At 63.6% G+C, this 18,837-nt stretch carries 20 protein-coding genes and 1 tRNA gene; 11 read left to right on the forward strand and 10 right to left on the reverse strand.

Features of this window, described 5'->3' with window-relative positions:
• Positions 1-18: 18 nt before the first annotated feature.
• From WA070_RS15065 to gluQRS, 4 genes are all read right to left on the reverse strand, one after another.
• The gene (locus tag WA070_RS15065) at positions 19-879 is read right to left on the reverse strand and encodes a GGDEF domain-containing protein (RefSeq protein WP_422634739.1); all 861 of its coding nucleotides are present in this window, start codon (positions 877-879) and stop codon (positions 19-21) included.
• Between the two features lie 142 nt (positions 880-1,021).
• Positions 1,022-1,591 (reverse strand): cob(I)yrinic acid a,c-diamide adenosyltransferase, encoded by a 570-nt coding sequence (locus WA070_RS15070; protein WP_422634740.1) that lies wholly within the window; start codon positions 1,589-1,591, stop codon positions 1,022-1,024.
• A 30-nt stretch (positions 1,592-1,621) separates the two neighbouring features.
• Positions 1,622-1,858 carry a twin transmembrane helix small protein gene (locus WA070_RS15075; RefSeq protein ID WP_422634741.1) on the reverse strand — a complete coding sequence of 79 codons (237 nt, stop codon included), beginning with the start codon at positions 1,856-1,858 and terminating at the stop codon, positions 1,622-1,624.
• Between the two features lie 10 nt (positions 1,859-1,868).
• On the reverse strand, positions 1,869-2,750 hold the full coding sequence (gluQRS, locus tag WA070_RS15080) for a tRNA glutamyl-Q(34) synthetase GluQRS (RefSeq protein WP_422634742.1): 882 nt from the start codon (positions 2,748-2,750) through the stop codon (positions 1,869-1,871).
• Between the two features lie 96 nt (positions 2,751-2,846).
• Here gluQRS and WA070_RS15085 point away from each other — a divergent pair, with 96 nt between their 5' ends.
• On the forward strand, positions 2,847-3,413 hold the full coding sequence (locus tag WA070_RS15085; RefSeq protein WP_422634743.1) for an HNH endonuclease: 567 nt from the start codon (positions 2,847-2,849) through the stop codon (positions 3,411-3,413).
• A gap of 9 nt (positions 3,414-3,422) precedes the next feature.
• Here the strand turns inward: WA070_RS15085 and WA070_RS15090 are convergent, their stop codons facing one another.
• The gene (locus WA070_RS15090) at positions 3,423-4,157 is read right to left on the reverse strand and encodes a Crp/Fnr family transcriptional regulator (protein ID WP_422634913.1); all 735 of its coding nucleotides are present in this window, start codon (positions 4,155-4,157) and stop codon (positions 3,423-3,425) included.
• 209 nt (positions 4,158-4,366) lie between these two features.
• On the opposite strand from WA070_RS15090, the gene murA reads away from it, so the two are divergent.
• Positions 4,367-5,650: a UDP-N-acetylglucosamine 1-carboxyvinyltransferase gene (gene murA / locus WA070_RS15095; RefSeq protein WP_422634744.1), complete on the forward strand. Its 1,284-nt coding sequence runs from the start codon at positions 4,367-4,369 to the stop codon at positions 5,648-5,650.
• Positions 5,643-7,169 carry a PAS domain-containing protein gene (locus WA070_RS15100; protein WP_422634745.1) on the forward strand — a complete coding sequence of 509 codons (1,527 nt, stop codon included), beginning with the start codon at positions 5,643-5,645 and terminating at the stop codon, positions 7,167-7,169. The genes murA and WA070_RS15100 overlap by 8 nt, the downstream gene beginning before the upstream one ends.
• On the opposite strand, the gene WA070_RS15105 is transcribed toward WA070_RS15100, so the two are convergent.
• The 3 genes from WA070_RS15105 to WA070_RS15115 form a co-directional block, all read right to left on the reverse strand.
• A complete protein-coding gene (locus tag WA070_RS15105) occupies positions 7,084-7,551 on the reverse strand; it encodes a response regulator (protein WP_422634746.1) in 468 nt (155 codons plus the stop codon). The two genes, WA070_RS15100 and WA070_RS15105, sit on opposite strands and share 86 nt — an antisense overlap.
• A gap of 97 nt (positions 7,552-7,648) precedes the next feature.
• Positions 7,649-7,870 (reverse strand): DUF2188 domain-containing protein, encoded by a 222-nt coding sequence (locus WA070_RS15110; RefSeq protein WP_422634747.1) that lies wholly within the window; start codon positions 7,868-7,870, stop codon positions 7,649-7,651.
• A complete protein-coding gene (locus WA070_RS15115) occupies positions 7,867-8,484 on the reverse strand; it encodes a DNA-3-methyladenine glycosylase family protein (RefSeq protein WP_422634748.1) in 618 nt (205 codons plus the stop codon). The genes WA070_RS15110 and WA070_RS15115 overlap by 4 nt, the downstream gene beginning before the upstream one ends.
• A gap of 77 nt (positions 8,485-8,561) precedes the next feature.
• On the opposite strand from WA070_RS15115, the gene WA070_RS15120 reads away from it, so the two are divergent.
• Complete coding sequence (locus WA070_RS15120) at positions 8,562-8,879, forward strand: 2Fe-2S iron-sulfur cluster-binding protein (protein WP_422634749.1); 318 nt, start codon at positions 8,562-8,564, stop codon at positions 8,877-8,879.
• Between the two features lie 53 nt (positions 8,880-8,932).
• Here the strand turns inward: WA070_RS15120 and WA070_RS15125 are convergent, their stop codons facing one another.
• Positions 8,933-9,673: a TrmH family RNA methyltransferase gene (locus WA070_RS15125; RefSeq protein WP_422634750.1), complete on the reverse strand. Its 741-nt coding sequence runs from the start codon at positions 9,671-9,673 to the stop codon at positions 8,933-8,935.
• Positions 9,674-9,781: 108 nt separating this feature from the next.
• Here WA070_RS15125 and WA070_RS15130 point away from each other — a divergent pair.
• The 7 genes from WA070_RS15130 to WA070_RS15160 all read left to right on the forward strand — a co-directional run bounded on the left by WA070_RS15130 (position 9,782) and on the right by WA070_RS15160 (position 18,010).
• A tRNA-Tyr gene (locus WA070_RS15130) sits at positions 9,782-9,868 on the forward strand.
• Between the two features lie 339 nt (positions 9,869-10,207).
• Complete coding sequence (locus tag WA070_RS15135; protein ID WP_422634751.1) at positions 10,208-10,297, forward strand: potassium-transporting ATPase subunit F; 90 nt, start codon at positions 10,208-10,210, stop codon at positions 10,295-10,297.
• A 14-nt stretch (positions 10,298-10,311) separates the two neighbouring features.
• Entirely contained in the window at positions 10,312-12,015 is a 1,704-nt protein-coding gene (gene kdpA, locus WA070_RS15140) for a potassium-transporting ATPase subunit KdpA (protein WP_422634752.1), read from the forward strand.
• Between the two features lie 13 nt (positions 12,016-12,028).
• Positions 12,029-14,065, forward strand: coding sequence for a potassium-transporting ATPase subunit KdpB (kdpB, locus tag WA070_RS15145; RefSeq protein WP_422634753.1), 2,037 nt, complete (start codon positions 12,029-12,031; stop codon positions 14,063-14,065).
• A gap of 11 nt (positions 14,066-14,076) precedes the next feature.
• Positions 14,077-14,658 (forward strand): potassium-transporting ATPase subunit KdpC, encoded by a 582-nt coding sequence (kdpC, locus tag WA070_RS15150; protein ID WP_422634754.1) that lies wholly within the window; start codon positions 14,077-14,079, stop codon positions 14,656-14,658.
• Positions 14,655-17,324, forward strand: coding sequence for a DUF4118 domain-containing protein (locus WA070_RS15155; protein WP_422634755.1), 2,670 nt, complete (start codon positions 14,655-14,657; stop codon positions 17,322-17,324). The genes kdpC and WA070_RS15155 overlap by 4 nt, the downstream gene beginning before the upstream one ends.
• The gene (locus WA070_RS15160; RefSeq protein WP_422634756.1) at positions 17,321-18,010 is read left to right on the forward strand and encodes a response regulator; all 690 of its coding nucleotides are present in this window, start codon (positions 17,321-17,323) and stop codon (positions 18,008-18,010) included. The genes WA070_RS15155 and WA070_RS15160 overlap by 4 nt, the downstream gene beginning before the upstream one ends.
• A gap of 9 nt (positions 18,011-18,019) precedes the next feature.
• Here WA070_RS15160 and ubiG read toward each other — a convergent pair whose 3' ends face one another.
• Positions 18,020-18,760, reverse strand: a complete 741-nt coding sequence (gene ubiG / locus WA070_RS15165; protein ID WP_422634914.1) for a bifunctional 2-polyprenyl-6-hydroxyphenol methylase/3-demethylubiquinol 3-O-methyltransferase UbiG — start codon at positions 18,758-18,760, stop codon at positions 18,020-18,022.
• Positions 18,761-18,837: the final 77 nt, after the last annotated feature.

The following is an 18,837-nucleotide window of genomic DNA, read 5'->3' on the forward strand; positions in this document are numbered from 1 at the left end:
GAGCGGTTCCCCATACCCTTAAGGGCAGGCGGTCTGTAACGGCACGGCGGCGCGGCAGATGCGGTCCCGACCCGCACCCTTGGCTTCGTAAAGGGCGGCGTCGGCAGCCTCGATCGCACGGTCCATGCCATCGCCGCTCCACCGGGACACGCCAGCGGAAAAGCTGATCGGGCGGCCGTTGATCCGGCCGATCGGGGTGTCGCGCATCTGGCTGGCGATCCGCGACAGCGACCAGCAGGCTTCATCCTCGATCGCGTCCTGAAAGAAGAGAAGGAATTCCTCGCCACCCCAGCGGGCAACGATATCCATCCGGCGCATCTGCGCCGACAGGCGATCGGCAAAGGTGGCTAAAATCCGGTCGCCCTCGTCATGGCCGAGTTGGTCGTTGACCTGCTTGAAATGGTCGATGTCGAGGATGGCGATGCAGCCACGACGGCGTTCATCGGACAATCCCTCCACCTGCGCCATAAAGCCACGCCGGTTGGCAAGGCCAGTCAGCGGATCTTCATGCGCGGCGATATGCAGGTCGTCGATCTGCGCGCGCGTCGTGGCGGCGGCGCGATGGACGCCGGTATAGAGCGTGTGAATAACGTCGCCGATGTCGGGCAGGGCGCTATTGTCATTGTCGCCCTGATGCAATCTATCGGCCAGTGCGTGGATCGGATTGAGCAGGGCGCCAATGCCAAACAGGGCGAGGCCCGTCCCGGCCACGGTCATGACAGTCAGCAGGATGAACTCCGCCAGGGCGATACGCCCGGTCGCCAGCCCCCACACGCAATAGGCGATCAGGGGCAGGTGGGTGGCGATGAAGCACAGGGTAAAGATACGCAGGCGCAGCGAGCGCGGAAATATGAAGGAAGTCGCGAGGTAAAATTGCATAAGCGGTCCCGAATGATTGGATCGGCCAAATGATTGGATCGGGACGCACGGTCGGGGATGTCAGGTAAACCGAAGCTGAAGAAACAGGATTAACGACGCGTAATAGGCTGACCCGTGCCGCCGATGAGTCAGGCCGTGGCGATCAGCGGGACGCGCCCGGCACCCACTTCACATCTGCCGCGCCATTGTCGTTCAACCGGCGCGCCAGCACGAACAGCAGGTCGGACAGGCGGTTGAGATAGGCGAGCGCATGGGCGTTGATCGCGATATCCACTGCCGCTGCGGTGGCGCTGCGTTCGGCCCGCCGCGTAATCGCGCGGGCCAGATGCGTTGCTGCGGCACCGGGCGATCCACCCGGCAGGATGAAACTGTCCAGCGGCGACAAGTCAGCGTTCATCGCGTCGATCTGTTGTTCCAGCCGGGCGACCTGCGTCGCGACGATGCGCAAAGCCCATGGTTCGTCCGCGCCGTCCGGTATCGGCGTGGCCAAATCCGCGCCCAGATCGAACAGATCGTTCTGAATCGTCGTCAACCAAGCTGCTTCGGGCGCATCGCCCAAAGCCAGCACCGCCAGTCCGATCGCGCTGTTGGCTTCATCGACATCGCCCACCGCCTGCATACGCGGCGCATATTTGGGCAGGCGCGATCCATCGACCAGACCAGTCGTGCCGTCGTCGCCCGTGCGGGTGTAGATCTTGTTCAGCTTGACCATGGAACAGGCGCTTTCGTCGGCGCTCCCACTTCAGCCATTGCCCTTGGCGAGCAGCAGGATGGCGACGATGATGATCGCCGCTGCCTGAAACAGGATGCGGTTCATCATCATCTTATTCTGTTTCAGCCGCGACGGGCCGGGACCGCTGCCCTCTGGCATATTCAATTCCTCCTTGGTGGTCTGGAGGAATGCGATGATGCCACGGATCAGCGCGAACAACGTCGCGGCCATGGCAAGGATGAGGGCGATGACAAGGACCGTATTCATGGCACCGACTCTAGGCGCTTCCCAAAGTGATTCCAACCGGAAAGCGATTGTCCCTTAGGTCATCGGCCAGTCGCGCCGGGTCCATCCCCTGCGCGCGCAGGTCGGCCAGCGCGATGGCACCGTCCCGTTTGGCCAGCCGCCTGCCATCGGGACCGACCAGCAGCGGATGGTGGATATAAAAAGGGGAGGGCAGGTCGAGCAGCGCCTGAAGCAGCCGATGAATGTCGGTCGCGCCGTAGAGATCACCCCCGCGCAGCACATGCGTCACGCCCATCGCCGCATCGTCCAGCGTGCAGGATAGATGGTAGCTGGCCGGCGCATCCTTGCGTGCCAGCACGACATCGCCATGGACCAGCGGGTCGGCGATGATCGGCGGAGAGGACGGCGCGCGCCATGTGATCTTTCCGGCTCGCGCCACCGCCCGCCCCATGTCGATCCGCCAGGCATGGGCATCCCCGTCCGCGATCCGCCGCGCCCGCTCGGCATCCTCCAAACCCCGGCATGTCCCCGGATAGATCGCCCCCTCCGGCCCATGCGGCGCGGTCAGGCTCGCCTGTATGTCGGCGCGCGTGCAGAAACAGGGATAGAGCAGCCCCATCGCCCGCAAGCGCCCGAGCGCTGCGTCATAATGCTCGATCCGCTGGGACTGGACCATGACGTCATTGTCCCACGCGACGCCCAGCCAGGCCAGATCCTCCATGATCCCCGCGACATGTTCGGGCCGACTCCGTGTCCCGTCGATATCCTCGATGCGCAGCCGGAAAGCGCCACCATGCGCGCGCGCCATGTCCATCGCCATCAATGCAGACCAGCCATGGCCGACATGCAACCGGCCGGTGGGGCTGGGCGCAAAGCGGGTCACCATATGCTGTGGCGGGGTGGCGTGCGTCATACAGGCTCTTGACGGACAATGCTGGTTAATGCTGTCATGCTCTTGTCACGTTGCTGGTGGATCAGCGGCGTTGGCAAGGGGGTAGAGTCTTTATCTATGTACCATCCCGACATCATACGACACCCGGAAAACTGTCCGGCGCTTGTTCTCAATGCGGATTATACGCCGCTCAGCTATTATCCGCTCAGCCTCTGGCCATGGCAGACGGCGATCAAGGCCGTGTTCCTGGACAGGGTAGACATCATCGCCAGCTACGACCGGCATGTGCATAGCCCCAGCGTGGACATGAAAATCCCGTCGGTCATCGCGCTCAAACAATATGTGAAGCCGTCCGAACATCCCGCCTTCACGCGCTTCAACCTGTTCCTGCGCGACCGGTTTTCCTGCCAATATTGCGGCACGTCCAGCGACCTGACCTTCGATCATGTGGTGCCGCGTCGATCGGGCGGCCGCACGACCTGGGAAAATGTCGCCACCGCCTGTTCGCCCTGCAACCTCAAAAAAGGCGGGCGCACCCCCAAACAGGCCGGGATGCAACTCTATGTGCAGCCGATCCGTCCGACCAGCTGGCAATTGCTCGAACATGGCCGCGCCTTTCCGCCCGGCTATCTGCATGAAAGCTGGCACGACTGGCTTTATTGGGATGTCGAACTGCTGGCGTGACGCAATGCGTCAGGTGGCGGGTAACCAATCCAGGTCCATGTCCTTGAGCCGGTTGGTATAATGGCCGACCTCCTCCAGCCGCGCCATGTCGATCAATGTGATGCGACCGCTCGACCGGCTGATCAGCCCTTCCTGCTCCATCTGGCGGATCATGCGGTTGACGTGGACCGACGTCAGCCCGATCGAATCGCCAATCTCCTCCTGCGTCAGCTTCAGGTCGAAACTGTCGACGATGGTTTCGTCTACCACCCGCAACCGGTCGAACATGTCGAGCAGAAAGGCCGCAACCCGCGCCTTGGCCGAAGTCCGCCCCAGCGCGGCCAGCCGGTCGGTCATCGCCACCCGCTCCGCAGTAGACAGCAGAAACAGCAGCGCGGCGACACGGGGGTGCGCGTCCAGCAATCGGCCCAGACTCGCCCGGTCGAACGGACAGATGATCGAATCGGACAGGGCGACCAGCGATTCCGGCGCCTTGCTGTAAATGGTGCTGGCCGATCCGATAAAGTCGCCGGGGAAATAGACGCGCAATATCTGGCGGCTGCCGTCCGGCAGGATGACGAAACTCATCACCCGCCCTTCACGCAGCACGAACAGTTCCGTCACTGTCTCGTTCACCCGCTGGATCATCGCGCCGCGCTTCACTTTGCGGGGATTTTCCTCAAGCCGGGCCAATGCTGTCTTTTCTGCATCGGACAGGGGCAGATAGTCCGCCAGCTTTTCAGCGAAACAGCTTGTCGCCACCAGTAAACCTTTTTGTCAGATATTGTCGTTTCGATGGCAGAACGCCTTGACTGTCTTTTGGCTGCATTTTCAGTTGCCGCACTAAACTCGATCAAGATGACGGCAGCTTTGTGCAATTGTTACCAGATGCGGCGCGAAAGGCCCGGTTTTGGCGGCCAATCTTCGTCCACCCGCCTTGCGTGATTGACGTTTGTTGCTATTACCCCTGACCAATGGACCGTATTCACATTCGCGGCGGCAATGCCCTCAATGGCCGCCTTCCCATATCCGGCGCAAAGAACGCAGCTTTGACGCTGCTACCCTGCGCCTTGCTGACGGACGAGCCGGTAACGCTGCGCAATCTGCCGCGCCTCGCCGATGTCGACAGCTTCGGGCATCTGCTGAACCAGCTTGGCGTATCGACCATGATAGAGGGTGCCCGGCCGGAGGATTTCGGCCGCGTCATGACGATGCGCGCAGGCCGCGTAACATCGACCGAAGCGCCCTATGACATAGTGCGCAAGATGCGCGCGTCGATCCTGGTGCTGGGACCATTGCTGGCCCGCGCTGGCGAAGCGCGTGTGTCGCTGCCGGGCGGCTGCGCCATCGGCAACCGTCCGATCGACCTGCACTTAAAAGCGCTCGAAGCGTTCGGCGCGATCATCGAGATCGCGGCGGGCTATGTCCGCGCCAGCCTGCCCGATGGCGGGCTTCCCGGTGGCATCTATACCTTCCCCGTCGTGTCCGTAGGCGCGACCGAAAACGCGCTGATGGCCGCCGTGCTGGCGAAGGGGACGTGCATCCTCGAAAATGCCGCGCGCGAACCGGAAATCGTCGATCTGTGCAATCTGCTTCTGGCGATGGGCGCGGATATCGAGGGTGTGGGCAGCGACAAGCTGATCGTCCATGGTCGTGATCGCCTGCATGGTGCGACCTATCGCGTGATGCCCGACCGAATCGAGGCGGGCAGCTACGCCTGCGCCGCCGCCATCGCCGGTGGATCGCTCGACCTGATCGGCGCCAATGCCGACGACATGCATGCCATCCTGGCCGCGCTGCGCGACGCTGGCGTTCAGGTGGACGTGCATAAAGACGGCATCCGCGTGTCGTCGGATGGCAAGCTGCGCCCGCTGACGATCTCGACCGCGCCATTCCCGGCCTTCCCCACCGACATGCAGGCGCAGTTCATGGCGATGCTGACCATGGCCGACGGCGCATCGGTCCTGACCGAGACGATCTTCGAAAACCGCTACATGCACGTACCCGAACTCGCCCGCATGGGCGCGGACATCGCCGTCAACGGGCGCACCGCCGTCGTTCGCGGCGTGTCGGGTCTCGTCGGCGCGCCCGTGATGGCGACCGACTTGCGCGCCTCCATGAGCCTCATTCTGGCGGGGCTTGCAGCCGAAGGGGAAACGCAGGTCAATCGCGTCTATCATCTCGATCGCGGCTATGAGCGGCTGGAAGAAAAACTGTCCGCCGTTGGCGCGGACATCGAACGGGTCAGCGATGGCTGACACATGCGGCGTGATGATCGATCGCACGAGCCTGCTGGCCCTGTACGATCTCGACGCAGGCGGCTTCCGCACTCTCGATGAAATCGCGACCTTTGCCGCATCCCTGTGCGACACCCCGATCGCGCTGGTCAGCATCGTGGAGGAAGAACGGCAGCGGTTTCTGGCGCGCACAGGTCTCGATGCCGATGGCACCCCGCGCGACGTGTCCTTCTGCGCGCTTGCCATGCTGGGCGATCACATCTTCACCGTCCCCGACGCCAGGCTTGATCCGCGCTTTGCTGACAATGCGCTCGTTACCGGCGCGCCGCATATCCGCTTTTACGCCGGCGCACCGCTGATTGATGCCGATGGCACGCCCCTTGGTGCGCTGTGCGTCATCGACACGGTCCCGCGCGAAGGGCTGACCGACCTGCAACGGCAGGGTCTCTCGCTGATGGCGCGGCAGGTCATGGCCGAACTGGAGGGCCGCCGCCGCCATCGCGAAGTGACGGAGCAGCAGCAACTCGACGCGCGCGCCGTTGCGGAAAGCGACCGCCTGTTCCGCACTCTGGCTGACGCCATGCCCCAGATGGTGTGGTCAACGCTGCCCGACGGCTTGCATGTTTATTACAACGCGCGCTGGTACGACTTTACCGGTGTGCCGGAAGGTTCGACCGATGGCGAAGGATGGAACGACATGTTCCATCCCGACGATCAGGAACGGGCTTGGAAGCGCTGGCGGACCAGCCTCGAAACGGGCGCGCCTTATGAGATCGAATATCGGCTGCGCCATCATAGCGGGGATTATCGATGGACGCTGGGGCGGGCCTTGCCGATCCGCGACGCGGACGGCACGATCACCAGTTGGATGGGCACCTGCACCGACATCCACGAACAGAAATTGATGCTCGAAGAGCGCGAAATGATCGCGCACGAACTGTCGCACCGCATCAAGAATATCTTTTCGGTCATCGCCGGGCTGATCGGACTGTCTGCACGCCAGCATCCCGAAATCCGCGCCGTCGCCGACGATTTGCGCGATCGCATCCTGGCGCTGGGCCGCGCGCATGACTTCGTGCGCCCGCACAGTGCTGATTCAGCGCCTCAGCCCGGACAGGGGCGGGGGCTGCTACGCGGCGTGCTGGACCAGATCTTCGCGCCCTATGATGACGAAGCTGGTCTTCGCATTCAGATGTCGGGCGAAGATGTACCGATCGACGATCGTTCAGCCACGCCGCTTGCGCTCCTGTTCCATGAACTCGCGACCAATGCTGCCAAATATGGCGCGTTGTCGGTGCCGGATGGTCGGATACTGCTGCATATCGATCGTGTCGAAGACGACATCCGCATCGACTGGCGCGAAGAAGGCGGCCCGACGGTTAAGCCAGGTGGAAGCGATGGTTTCGGCAGCCGCCTGATAACGCTCAGCGTCGAGCGTCAGTTGGGCGGCAGGATCACGCGCGAATGGAGGCCGGACGGACTGGCGCTCCGCCTCTCGATTCCTGCCCGTTCGATGAGCCGGGTGGCAGAAAAGGGATAAAGCCAGCAATATCCGCCATATGCGGCTCGGGCTGGTCCGCTGCCGCCAATCGCAGCGCAGCCGACACGCTATGCGCGCGAAATGGCTTTGTGATTACGCCCAGAGCCACGACCGAAGCGGCCCCAATCTGGGCAGGATTGGCGGTAACATAAATGATGCGCATGCCATGCTGCGCCGCCAGGTCCATCCCGATCGACGGCCCGGTTGGGCCATCCCGTAGGTTCAGATCGACCAGCGCAATGTCGCATCCCGCAGCGGCCTCCAGTGCAGCGGCCCTATCGGCGGCAATAGCTGCCACCTCGAACCCTGCATCTTCGACGATCTGTTCGATTTCCAGAGCAACGAAAATCTCGTCCTCAACAATCAGTATTTTCTTACACATTATATAGTCCGAGAAGTTGCCGACAGATAATGCTCCGTTCGGCAGCCCGGTTCCTGAAAATGCGAAAGAATCTACCGTCGTCTGGAACAAATGCAGATCATTCCGGCTGGTTGGTCCACACCGTCTCGAACGCGGTCCCCTCCATCACCAGCACCGATGCCGGATAGCCGCCGTCCCCTGCCTTGCGCGCTGTGTCGGTCGCACTCTCCACGGCGGCCGCGCGTGTAGGGAAGGGGCCGTAATAGCTGTTGTTCAGGTTTATCTTCCATGCGCCATCATGATGGACGATAATGTAGCGGGCGTGGGGCAGGACTGTCACAGAACCTCCGTATTATAATGGTGCCAGGCCAGGATGGCCACTGCACCGCGATGGGGACGCCATGCTTGCGCCAGCGCGCGCACGGTCTTTTCGCTTGGCCGTTCGGGCAGACCCAGCATCCGGCCGATCTCGATCTGCACGGCCAGGTCACCGGCTGGCCAGATATCGGGTCGTCCTTCGGCGAACAACAGATAGATTTCCGCAGACCAGCGCCCGATGCCCTTGATCCGCACCAGCTCTGCAATCGCGGCTTCGTCATCCTGCGGCAGCGCAAGCAGGTCCAGTTCCCCCGACAGCACCAGTTCCGCCAGACTGCGCGCATAACCCTGCTTCTGGCGCGACAGCCCGCAGGCGCGTAACGTATCGAAATCCCGCGCGATCAGTTGTTCGGGCGCACAGCCCACGCCCAGTCCCGCCTCCAGCTTGCGCCAGACCGCTGCGGCCGATGCGACGCTCACCTGCTGCCCCAATATCGTTCGCAACAATGTTTCATACCCCGGCGCAAGCCGCCGGGGCGGTGGATAGCCCACGCGGGCGATGGCGGCGGCAAATCCCGGTTCGATGGTGGCCAGCGCATCAAGGCTGGCGGCGATCTGGTCATGCGTGGCGATCATCGTCTTTCCTGCTGCCCCTTGATTTCCCTGCGCCTGTCAGCCAGAGCGACGAAGAAAATATGATAGGGACTGGATAAATGCCGAAACTGATCGTGGTCAACCGTGCGGGCGAAGAACAGGCTGTCGATGGCGACAATGGCCTGTCGGTGATGGAAATCATTCGCGACAATGGGTTTGACGAATTGCTGGCGCTTTGCGGTGGCTGCTGCTCTTGCGCAACTTGCCATGTCTATGTCGATCCTGCCTTTGCCGACATCCTGCCTGCGCTCAGCGAAGATGAAAACGACCTGCTCGACAGCAGCGATCATCGCAACGAAGCCAGCCGCCTGTCGTGCCAGCTGGTGCTGACCGACGCGCTCGACGGTCTGCGCGTCACGATCGCACCGGAAGACTGATCGACGCTTGAAGCGGATCGGCGGCATCAACCTCATGCCGCCGATATAGCTGATTATCGACTGGCCGCAGCGTATAGCGCGATGGCCGCCGCGTTGGATACGTTCAGGCTCTCCATGCGCGGGCTGATCGGCAATTTGGCGATGATGTCGCAATGCACCATGCTGTTGTGGCGCAATCCTTCGCCCTCCGCCCCCAGCACCAGCGCGACCCGCGATTCGCCGATGGCGTCGCTCAATAACGTGTCCGCCTCGCCGTCCAGGCCGATGCGCCAATAGCCAGCATCCGCAATCTCATCGAGCGCACGGGACAGGTTCACCACCCGCACCCATGGCACGACTTCCAGCGCGCCCGACGCCGCGCGCGCCAGCACACCCGATTCGGGCGGTGCATGCCGGTCCTGCGTCACGATGCACAGTGCGTCGAACGCGGCGGCGGACCGCAGGATCGCGCCGACATTATGCGGATCGGTCACCTGATCGAGCACCAGGATCGGCCGTTTGTCATCGCGCCCCTGTTCCAGCACATCGCCCAGCCATACGTCGTCCAGCGCCTCGACTTCGGCGACGATCCCCTGATGCGGCGCGTCGGACGGCACCATGCGGCCCATGTCCGCCACATCGGCATAGACGATGGGCAGCACGGGCGGCAGATCGAGCGCGCCGAGCGCTTCGCGCGTGCCCCATATCTTGCGCACGATGCGATCGGGGTTGGCAAGTGCTGCAATGACGGCATGACGGCCATAGAAGCGGGGGAAGGCACCCTTGGGCTTGGTGGAACGATTAGCTTTTTTCATGGAAGCGCTCTTTTCACATCCTGCCATTGACAGGCAAGCCTCCTTTCGCCATTGAGCCGCCTCCAGCGTGATCGGGGGCGCATTTTTTCCCCGATCGGCGTAGGCACTGGACAGGTGGCCGAGTGGTTAAAGGCAGCAGACTGTAAATCTGCCCGGGTTTCCCGTACGCTGGTTCGAATCCAGCCCTGTCCACCATTCTCGGGCGCATAGTCGCCACTCTCAGCCCATCATAGCTATTACCGGTCGCAGGAAAGTCCGCGACAGGCTCCATGCGCACTCGCCAGCTGCCTGACTGGTCACACCCCGCCATTTCATACGCAAATACTATGCGTTGGCGCTGGCCTCCGTCTCGCATTCCAACGGCGGCCTGCACTATCTGATAACCGCAGCCCACGCATGCCGCACGCCGCGCGCAAAGGGCTGCGGGAGCATTTATCATGCAGGACATCCTCTGGATCGGCCTCATCCTCGCCTCGCTGGGGGCAAGCCTTGGCTATGTCGCCCTGTGCGGCAGGGCGTGAGGGAGGCCGCCACATGACACCCGATCTCTGGCTCGCGGCGATCACCGCCTTTGGCCTTCTCCTTTATCTGGTCGCCGTCCTCGCGCGGCCCGAACGCTTCTAACAAGGGAAGCCTCCATGACATTTCAGGGATGGCTGCTGATCGCGGCCTTTGTCGGCATATTGCTGGCGTTGACGAAGCCGATCGGGCTTTGGTTGTTTGCACTGTACGAAGGGCGCCCCACGCCGCTGCATGGCGTGCTTGGCCCGGTCGAGCGGGCTTTCTACAAACTCTCCGGCGTCGATCCGAACGAGGACCAGAGCTGGCGGCGCTACGCGATCAGCATGTTGATCTTCAACGCTGCCTTGCTGCTGCTGACCTATGCGGTCCTGCGCCTGCAATCGGGCCTGCCGCTCAATCCGCTGCACTTTGCCGGGCTGAGCGAGCCTCTGGCTTTCAACACGGCGGTCAGCTTCACCACCAACACCAACTGGCAAAGCTATGCCGGGGAATCGACCATGTCGAACCTCAGCCAGATGCTGGGCCTGACCATCCATAACTTCCTGTCGGCAGCCACCGGCATCGCGCTCGCCTTTGCCTTCTTCCGTGGCTTTGCGCGACGCAGCGCGACGGGGATTGGTAATTTCTGGGCGGATGTGACGCGGGTGACGCTCTATCTGCTGCTGCCGATCTGCATCGTCTATGCGCTGTTCCTGATCGCCAGCGGCGTGCCGCAGACGCTGGCCGGTTCGGTCGACGTGACGACGCTGGAGGGTGCGAAGCAGACGCTCGCGCTCGGCCCGGTCGCCAGCCAGGAAGCGATCAAGATGCTCGGCACCAATGGCGGCGGCTTCTTCAACGCCAACTCCGCCCATCCGTTCGAAAATCCCACCGCGCTCACCAATCTGGCGCAGATGCTCTCGATCTTCCTGATCGGCTTTGGCCTGACATGGACCTTCGGCAAAGCGGTGGGCAACACGCGGCAGGGCTGGGCCATATTGGCCGCCATGCTCACCATCTTCCTGATCGGCGTGACCATCGTCTATGCGCAGGAAGCGGCGGGCAATCCCATCCTCCACGGCATCGGCGTCCCCGGCGGCAATATGGAGGGCAAGGAAGTCCGTTTCGGCATCGCCGCGTCGGCGCTCTTTTCCGTCGTCACCACGGCGGCCAGTTGCGGCGCGGTCAACGCCATGCACGACAGTTTCACGGCGCTGGGCGGCATGATCCCGCTGTTCAACATCCAACTGGGTGAAGTCGTCGTCGGCGGCGTGGGCGCGGGCATCTATGGCTTCCTGCTGTTCGCCATTCTCGCCGTGTTCGTCGCGGGGCTGATGGTCGGCCGCACGCCCGAATATGTGGGCAAGAAGATCGAGGGGCGCGAGGTCAAGCTCGCCGTGCTGGCCATCGCCGTGCTGCCGCTCATCCTGTTGGGCTTTACCGCCATCGCATCGGTCACGGACGCCGGGCTTGCCGGGCCGCTCAACAAAGGCCCGCACGGTTTTTCGGAAATCCTCTACGCCTTCACCAGCGCAGTCGGGAACAACGGATCGGCCTTTGCCGGGCTGAGCGCCAACACGCCTTTCTACAATGGCTTGCTGGGCATCGCGATGTGGCTGGGCCGCTTCTTCGTCATCATCCCGATGCTGGCCATCGCAGGCAGCCTGGCGGCCAAAAGCTACACGCCCGAAACCGCCGGTTCCTTCCCGACGACCGGGCCGCTGTGGACGGGCCTGCTCATCGGCATCGTGCTGATCGTGGGTGGTTTGACCTTCCTTCCCAGCCTCGCCCTTGGTCCCATCGCCGATCATCTCGCGATGATCCACGGCCAGACTTTCTGATCGGAGCATCATCATGGCACGCACCGCGTCCAAATCGCTCTTCACCGCAGACCTGATCGTTCCGGCGATCGGCGACGCCTTCCGCAAACTCAGTCCCAAACAACTGATCCGCAATCCGGTGATGTTCACCACGGCGGTCGTCGCCGTCCTGCTCACCATATTGCTGGTCGTGGGTCAGGATGGCCTGACCACGGCGTTCAAGCTGCAACTCGTCATCTGGCTGTGGCTGACCGTGTTGTTCGGCACCTTCGCCGAAGCCATCGCCGAAGGACGCGGCAAGGCGCAGGCCGCATCACTCCGCGCGACCAAGGCGGACCTCACCGCCAAGCGGCTGAAGGGCGACGGACGCGACAGCGAAGCCGTCCCCGCCAGCGCATTGAAAATGGGCGACATCGTGCTGGTCGAAACCGGCGACCTGATCCCGGCGGATGGCGAAGTCGTGTCCGGCGTCGCATCCGTCAACGAAGCGGCCATCACCGGCGAAAGCGCCCCCGTCATCCGCGAAGCAGGCGGCGACCGATCGGCGGTGACGGCAGGCACGCGGGTCATATCGGATGAAATCCGCGTGCGCGTCACCGTCAATCCGGGGCAGGGCTTCCTTGATCGGATGATCGCTCTGGTCGAGGGGGCCGAGCGGCAAAAGACGCCCAATGAAATCGCGCTGACGCTGCTGCTGGTGGGCCTCACGATCATCTTCCTGATCGCCGTCGCCACCATCCCCAGCTTCGCGCTTTATGCCGGTGGCGCGATACCCGTCTCGATCCTCGCCGCGCTGCTCATCACGCTGATACCCACGACCATCGCCGCGCTACTGTCGGCCATCGGCATTGCGGGCATGGATCGGCTGGTGCGTTTCAACGTGCTGGCCAAATCGGGCCGCGCGGTGGAGGCGGCTGGCGACATCGACGTGCTGCTGCTCGACAAGACCGGCACCATCACCGTCGGCGACCGGCAGGCGACCGAGTTCCGCCCCGTGGGTGGCGCAACCCCCGCCATGCTCGCGCAAGCCGCGCTGCTCGCCAGTCTGGCCGATGAAACGCCGGAGGGCCGTTCGATCGTGCTGCTCGCGCGCGACAGGTTCGACCAGTTGACGGATGCCTTACCCGACGGGGCGGAGGTCATACCCTTCACCGCGCAGACCCGTATTTCCGGCGTAAGGATCGGCACGACCGTCATTCAAAAGGGCGCGGTCGATTCCATCCTGCGTGCCAACCCCGGTCATGACGCCGAACCAGCGACGCAGGAACTGCGCCGCATCACCGACGAAATCGCCCGCGCCGGTGGCACGCCACTGGCGGTCGCGCAGGATGGCAGGCTGCTGGGCGCGATCTTCCTGAAGGATATCGTCAAGGCGGGCATCCGCGAACGCTTCGGCGAACTGCGCGCCATGGGCATCCGCACGGTCATGATTACCGGCGACAATCCCCTGACCGCCGCCTCCATCGCGGCAGAAGCAGGCGTCGATGATTTCCTCGCGCAGGCCACGCCGGAGGACAAGCTGGCCCTGATCCGCAAGGAACAGGAGGGCGGGCGTCTGGTCGCCATGTGCGGCGATGGCACCAACGACGCCCCTGCACTGGCGCAGGCCGATGTCGGCGTGGCGATGAACACCGGGACGCAGGCTGCGCGTGAAGCAGGCAATATGGTCGATCTCGACAGCGACCCGACCAAGCTCATCGAAATCGTGGGTCTGGGCAAGCAGTTGCTGATGACGCGCGGCGCGCTCACGACTTTCTCCGTCGCCAACGATGTCGCCAAATATTTCGCGATCATCCCGGCGATGTTCGTGGTGCTCTATCCGGGGCTTGGCGTCCTCAACGTCATGGGGCTGGCCACGCCGCAAAGCGCCATTCTGTCGGCGATCATCTTCAATGCGCTCATCATCCCGATGCTGGTGCCACTGGCGTTGAAGGGCGTGACCTATCGCCCGATCGGCGCAGGGCCGCTGCTGGCGCGCAACCTTGCCATCTATGGGCTTGGCGGTCTGCTCTCACCATTCATCGGCATCAAACTCATCGACCTGGCCGTCAACGGCCTTGGCCTGGCATGAAGGAACCCATCATGGGCAAGGATATCCTCTCCACTCTCCGTCCCGCACTCATGCTGGCCCTGTTGTTCGCCCTGTTGCTGGGCATCGCCTATCCGCTCGCCATCACCGGCATCGGGCAGGCGCTCTTTCCGCATCAGGCCAATGGCAGCCTGATTATGGACAAGGGCAAGGCCGTTGGCTCCGAACTGATCGGACAGGGCTTTTCCGACCCTCGCTATTTCTTCTCCCGCCCCTCTGCTGCGGGCAAGGGCTATGACGGCCTTGCCTCATCGGGGTCCAATTTCGGCCCCACCAGCCGCGCGCTGATCGACCGCACGCAGGCTGACATCGCCAAATTTCGCCAAACGTCACCCGGTTCTCCCGTTCCGTCCGATCTGGTGATGGCCTCCGCCTCGGGCCTTGATCCCGATATCTCGCCCGAGGCGGCTTTTTATCAGGTGGAGCGTGTCGCAAAGGCGCGCAACATCCCGGCGGCGAATGTGCGCGCGCTGGTGGAGCGCACGATCCAGCAACCCCTGTTGGGCGAACGCCATGTCAATGTCGTAGATCTCAATCGACGGCTGGACCAGATCGGCGCTACCATAACGCGGTGAACGACAGCAACGACCGACCCACGCCCGAATCCTTCCTGCGCGCCGCCGCGCAGGAAGGACGAGGCCGCCTCAAGCTCTTTCTGGGCGCAGCGCCCGGTGTCGGCAAAACCTATGAAATGCTGACCGACGCCATGCGGCTCAGGACGTCGGGCGTCGATGTCGTCATCGGCGTGGTCGAAACCCACGGACGTCGCGAAACCGAAGCGCTGATCGCCGGGCATGAAGTCATTCCCCGCCGCGCGATCGATCATGTCGGCCACAGCGTCGGCGAAATGGACATCGACGCCATTCTCGAACGGCGTCCCGAACTCGTCCTTGTCGATGAACTCGCCCACACCAACGCGCCGAGCAGTCGCCACCCCAAACGCTATCAGGATATAGAGGAACTGCTCGACGCCGGGATCGACGTGTTCTCAACGATCAATATCCAGCATATCGAAAGCCTGAACGACGTCGTCGCCTCCTTCACCCGCGTCCGTGTCCGCGAAACCGTGCCGGACTCGGTGCTGGAAACCGCCGAAATCGAAGTCGTGGATATCCCCCCCGACGAACTGATCGAGCGGTTGAAGGAGGGGAAGGTCTATATCCCGGCCGAAGCCAGCCGGGCGCTCAACCATTTCTTTTCCAAATCCAACCTGACTGCCCTGCGCGAACTGGCCCTGCGCCGCGCGGCTCAGGCGATCGACGCGCAGATGCTCGACTATGTGCGGGGTCAGGCGCTGGCAGGCCGCTTCGCCGTCGGCGAGCGCGTCGTCGTCGCCGTCAGTGAACAGGCCAGCGCGCCGGGCCTCGTCCGCGCCGCCAAGCGCCTTGCCGACGCGCTCAAAGCCCCCTGGACCGCCGTCCATATAGAAACGCGCCGCGCGCAGGGCTTTTCCGATGCGGAGCGCAAGGCACTGGCCGATACGCTGGCGCTGGCCTCCCGACTGGGCGCTGCCACCGCCAGCATCCCGGCGGAAAATGTCGCGGAGGGCTTGCGCAGCTTCGCCGCCGACGCGCGCGCGACGCAGATCGTCATCGGCAAATCCAGCCGGTCGCGCTGGTTCGAACTACGCCACCGGTCCGTTGTGGACCGGCTGGTGCGCGAAATCGGATCGGTGGCGATCCATGTGCTGCCTTCGGATGAAGCCCCTCCGCTGACTCACGCGCGCCGAACCACGCCCGCCCTGTGGGGAAAGCCCGGCGACTATATCTGGTCGGCTTTGATGATCGCGCTGATGACGGCGGTTGGCCGGTTGCTGGTGCAGGCGATCGACCTTGGCAATATCGCCTTGCTCTATCTCGTCCCCGTCATGTTCGCCGCCGCCACCTATGGCCTGCGCGCAGGGCTTTTCGCGGGTCTTGCATCCAGCCTCGCCTATAATTTCTTCTTCCTGCCGCCCACCGGCACGCTGACGGTAAGCAACCCGGAAAATGTCGTGTCCATCCTCGTCCTGCTGGGCGTGGCGATCGTCACCAGCCAGTTTGCTGCCCGCGTACGCGATCAGGCTGATCTTGCTCGGTTCAGCGCGCGCCAGAACGCCGCGCTCGCTGGCTTCTCGCGCCAACTGACATCGGCGGCCAGTCAGGACGAACTGATGCAGGCGATCTGCGCGGAAATCGCCCGTCTGCTCGACGTGCGCACCGTATTGCTGCTCCCCTCACCGGGCGGGCCGGAACTGCGCGCCGCCCATCCGCCCGAAGACCGGCTGGAGGAGATTGAGCGGGCCGCCGCGCAATGGGCGATGAACAATGCGCAACCGGCAGGGCGCGGATCGTCCACCCTCACTGCGTCGGACTGGCTGTTCCATCCGCTGCGCACCCAGCGCGGCGTGCTGGGCGTATTGGGCCTTGCGCGCGAGGATGCGGGCGAGCCACTCCGTTCCGATCAGCTACCCTTGTTGATGAGCCTGCTCGATCAGGCCGCCATCGCCCTTGATCGCATGGCGCTGGAGGAGGAGATGCAGGGCGCGCGACAGGCGCATGAGCGCGACCGGCTCCGCTCGGCGCTGCTCTCCTCGGTCAGCCACGACCTGCGCACCCCACTCACCACGATCATCTCCGCGACGCACGAACTGCAAAGGCTGCAACCTTCCGAACTGCTCGATGTCATCGACGGGGAAGCCCGGCGTCTCAATCGCTTCGTCGCCAACCTGCTCGACATGGCGCGGGTGGAGGCAGGCGCCTTGCCGATGAAGGTGGAACCGACCGACCTGTTCGACGCCGTCGCCGCAGCGGTGCAGGACACGCGCCGGTCGCTCGCCGGTCGCGACATTAAAGTCGATATCCCGCCCGACATCCCGCTGGTCCGGGTCGATCCCGTCCTGCTCCATCACTGCCTCATCAACCTGCTCGACAATGCTGGCCGCTATGGCGATCCCGATACGCCCGTCACCATCCGCGGCCGCCGCTTGCCCGATGCGCTGCTCTTGTCCATCATCGACCAAGGACCGGGCATTCCCGCCGACGCGGAAACCCGCGTGTTCGACACCTTCATCCGGCTGGAGGGGTCGGATCGCGTGAAGCAGGGCACGGGCCTTGGCCTTGCCATCGTCAAAGGCTTTGCCGAGGCGATGGGCCTTGGCGTCGAGGCAACCAACGCCGTCGATCCACGGGGCGCCTGCTTCACGCTGCGTTTCCCCCAGAACCTTATCCTCACCGCTGTACCGGACGAAACCCCGCCATGACGATCCGCCACAAAATCCTCATCATCGATGACGAACCGCAGATTCGCCGGTTGATACAGGCCGCCCTGACCCGCGCCGACTATGCGACGGTCGAAGCCGGGACCGCGCGGGAAGCGCTCGAAAAACTGCGCACCGAACGACCCGATATCAGCCTGCTCGATCTGGGCCTTCCCGACCGCGACGGTCTGGAACTGGTGCCATTGTTCAAGCAGCAGAGCGACACCACGCTCATCATCATATCCGCCCGCGACGCGACGGAGGAAAAGGTGACGGCGCTGGATCTGGGTGCCGACGATTATCTGACAAAGCCGTTCGACACCGACGAATTGCTCGCCCGCGTGCGCGTGGCGCTGCGCAATCGCATGACCAGAGACGGCGGCGTATCGGCGGTGCGCGCAGGCGATGTGGAGATCGACCTGCTCAACCGGATCGTGAAGAAGGCAGGGCAGGAAATGCACCTGACGCCCAAGGAATATGCCGTGCTGGCCCAGCTTGCCCGATTCCCCGGACGCGTCATCACCCACAGTCAGATCATGAAACATGTCTGGCCCAACGATCATGACCATCATGTCGAATATCTGCGCGTCCTCGTCCGCACCCTGCGTCAAAAGCTGGAGGACGACCCCCAGCGTCCGCAGATCATCGGCAACGAACTGGGCATCGGCTACCGCCTGCGCACCGACTAGGGCCGATTCTCAACCCCGCCGATGGCGCGCCGTCAGCAGATAGTTGATCGCGCTGTTGGACGACAGCACGAACCCCTTGCGCGGGTCAAAGCTCAGGCCGCTGCTGTCGATCACCTCCAGCCCCGCCGCCTCCAGCAGCGCCGTCAGTTCGTCTGGCGTCAAAAACCGGTTCCAGTCATGCGTCCCCCTGGGAATCCCGCCCACGCTCTCGCCCACCGTAATCATCGCCAGCCGCGACAGGGGCGTGCGGTTGGGCGTGGACAGGATCATCAATCCGTCATGCGCCAGCCTGCTCGCCAGCGCGGCAACGAACGCGGCCGGGTCCGCCACATGCTCGATCACTTCCATCGACGTGACCAGATCATAGGCCACATCGCCGATCGCCTCGACCGGCGTCGCGCGATAATCGATCGTCAGTCCCTGACCCTGCGCATGGGCGCTGGCAACCGCGATATTCTCCGGCGCAGCGTCGAGTCCCGTCACGATGCCACCCATCCGCGCCAATGGCTCGGTCAGCAATCCCGCGCCGCACCCTACGTCCAGCACCCGGCGACCGGCCAGCGGCCGAAACGCCTGCGCATGTCCCGGCCAATGCGTGTCGATCGCCGCGCGGATATAGCCCAGCCGCACAGGGTTCAGCTTGTGCAGCATCGCGCTGGACCCCGCCGGATCCCACCAATCCGCCGCCATCGCACCGAAATGCGCCGCTTCCTTCGGGTCGATCGTCGCGATACTGCTGCTGTCTGTCATGCCTGTCCTGCCGATGTCGGGTGGCCGCCATCCTATCAGCACTGGCGGATCAGGCCAATGCGTTCCCGCCCGCGCCA

The sequence above is a fragment of the Sphingobium sp. genome (genome assembly GCF_049304695.1).
In the GTDB taxonomy this organism is placed as follows: Bacteria; Pseudomonadota; Alphaproteobacteria; order Sphingomonadales; family Sphingomonadaceae; genus Sphingobium.

Excerpts from the sequence above, each read along its gene's own strand:
- murA (WP_422634744.1), top strand. The coding sequence starts at position 4,367 with ATGGACCGTATTCACATTCGCGGCGGCAATGCCCTCAATGGCCGCCTT.
- WA070_RS15100 (WP_422634745.1), top strand. The coding sequence starts at position 5,643 with ATGGCTGACACATGCGGCGTGATGATCGATCGCACGAGCCTGCTGGCC.
- WA070_RS15125 (WP_422634750.1), bottom strand. The coding sequence starts at position 9,673 with ATGAAAAAAGCTAATCGTTCCACCAAGCCCAAGGGTGCCTTCCCCCGC.
- WA070_RS15115 (WP_422634748.1), bottom strand. The coding sequence starts at position 8,484 with ATGATCGCCACGCATGACCAGATCGCCGCCAGCCTTGATGCGCTGGCC.
- WA070_RS15160 (WP_422634756.1), top strand. The coding sequence starts at position 17,321 with ATGACGATCCGCCACAAAATCCTCATCATCGATGACGAACCGCAGATT.
- ubiG (WP_422634914.1), bottom strand. The coding sequence starts at position 18,760 with ATGACAGACAGCAGCAGTATCGCGACGATCGACCCGAAGGAAGCGGCG.
- kdpC (WP_422634754.1), top strand. The coding sequence starts at position 14,077 with ATGGGCAAGGATATCCTCTCCACTCTCCGTCCCGCACTCATGCTGGCC.
- WA070_RS15070 (WP_422634740.1), bottom strand. The coding sequence starts at position 1,591 with ATGGTCAAGCTGAACAAGATCTACACCCGCACGGGCGACGACGGCACG.
- WA070_RS15135 (WP_422634751.1), top strand. The coding sequence starts at position 10,208 with ATGACACCCGATCTCTGGCTCGCGGCGATCACCGCCTTTGGCCTTCTC.
- WA070_RS15075 (WP_422634741.1), bottom strand. The coding sequence starts at position 1,858 with ATGAATACGGTCCTTGTCATCGCCCTCATCCTTGCCATGGCCGCGACG.
- WA070_RS15085 (WP_422634743.1), top strand. The coding sequence starts at position 2,847 with ATGTACCATCCCGACATCATACGACACCCGGAAAACTGTCCGGCGCTT.
- WA070_RS15065 (WP_422634739.1), bottom strand. The coding sequence starts at position 879 with ATGCAATTTTACCTCGCGACTTCCTTCATATTTCCGCGCTCGCTGCGC.
- WA070_RS15105 (WP_422634746.1), bottom strand. The coding sequence starts at position 7,551 with ATGTGTAAGAAAATACTGATTGTTGAGGACGAGATTTTCGTTGCTCTG.
- kdpA (WP_422634752.1), top strand. The coding sequence starts at position 10,312 with ATGACATTTCAGGGATGGCTGCTGATCGCGGCCTTTGTCGGCATATTG.
- WA070_RS15120 (WP_422634749.1), top strand. The coding sequence starts at position 8,562 with ATGCCGAAACTGATCGTGGTCAACCGTGCGGGCGAAGAACAGGCTGTC.
- gluQRS (WP_422634742.1), bottom strand. The coding sequence starts at position 2,750 with ATGACGCACGCCACCCCGCCACAGCATATGGTGACCCGCTTTGCGCCC.
- kdpB (WP_422634753.1), top strand. The coding sequence starts at position 12,029 with ATGGCACGCACCGCGTCCAAATCGCTCTTCACCGCAGACCTGATCGTT.